The organism is Sphingobacterium sp. GW821-FHT03E03 (assembly GCF_059420745.1).
This window is the reverse complement of sequence record NZ_JBWKUH010000066.1, coordinates 1-1,240: the sequence shown is the minus strand read 5'-3', so window position 1 is coordinate 1,240 and position 1,240 is coordinate 1. Positions and strand designations below refer to the sequence as shown.

Here is a 1,240-nt window from a genome sequence, read left to right as displayed (position 1 = left end):
AAGTTCAGCTTCTGAACTATCTAGTGTAGTCTCGGTTTTCGGACCGGGACTACTTACTTTATAATTTTCTATAAACACGGTATCATTTTTCCAAAGTGTATACATTAAGATTAATAATTTTCTCTGGATGGCCACCTGTCCGATCATTTTTGATGTTTTTTTCTGGATGATCCTCATGTAAGCTTCTTTTAGCAATGGATTGTATCTGCAGGATACCATAGCGGGGAAATACAGTGCATTCCTGATATATCTGTTCCCCTTTTTCGAGATCCTCGTTTTTCCTTTTACAGATGTCCCAGATTCCCGCTGAACAACATCATATCCAGCATAGCTGACAAGTTGTTTGGCGCTACTGAACTGTTCAAAACCCATTGTTTCGGCAAGAATGGTAACCATGGTGATCATTCCGATCCCCTTTATCGTTGCAAGCTTCTCAATTTTTCTATGGAGATCCACATCTGACTTTACCAGTCTGTTGATTTCCTTGATACATCTGGCAATCTCCTTATCTATCTCAGCAATAAGTTTTTTATTGCTTTTTAGTATAAAGATCTGGATAGCATGCGAACAGTCCTTACTATGTTTGATGTTGCCTAATGCCGTTTTCTGCTCCTGCAGCTGGACATGGTATCTGGTTAGATTTCTCAGCTGCAATAAGACTGGTGGAGGAGGACTCCATCCTTTATGGATCCTTTCTACACCGAATTGACTCAGGATCCGCGCATCAACAGCATCCGTTTTGGTCTTGATATTGAGGCTCGAAAAATAGTGCTTTGACGTATTGGGAAGAACAACATGAACCCTTTTCTTAATCTTGTGCAGATGGTGGGCAAGGTTCTCATAATACACACCGGTAGCCTCCATCAAAAAAACAAGTTCTGCATCTCTCACAATGACTCCTTTGGACCAACGCAGAAACTGGTTGAATCCTTTGGTATCATTACTGAAATCCACTGTCTTGGAGAACGTTAATCCTCCATCATCTGAACGCTGACACACACATGCTGTAAATGTCGCTTTTGAGATATCTATCCCAATGCATTGTTTGCTAATAGCCATAGTCAAGAATTTAAATCGTATCGACTTAATCCTCCTTCGTCTATCCTTTTGTTTTATCCAGGCTCGAAATAGCGGCCTTAAGTACTGTTCAGACTCCTGAGAATATAATCGTGTGGACAATTCCTTTTTTACGGTATAACGATCTGTTTACCTAGCCCCAATTCGTCTCACACGAATAGCC

At 40.7% G+C, this 1,240-nt stretch carries 1 protein-coding gene; it reads right to left on the bottom strand.

Going from position 1 to position 1,240, the window contains the following annotated elements; all coding sequences use genetic code 11:
* Positions 1–1,059 (bottom strand): IS110 family RNA-guided transposase (locus tag AC07UV_RS25655; protein WP_495185848.1); only part of this gene is annotated, 1,059 nt, incomplete at its 3' end.
* Positions 1,060–1,240 lie beyond the last annotated feature (181 nt).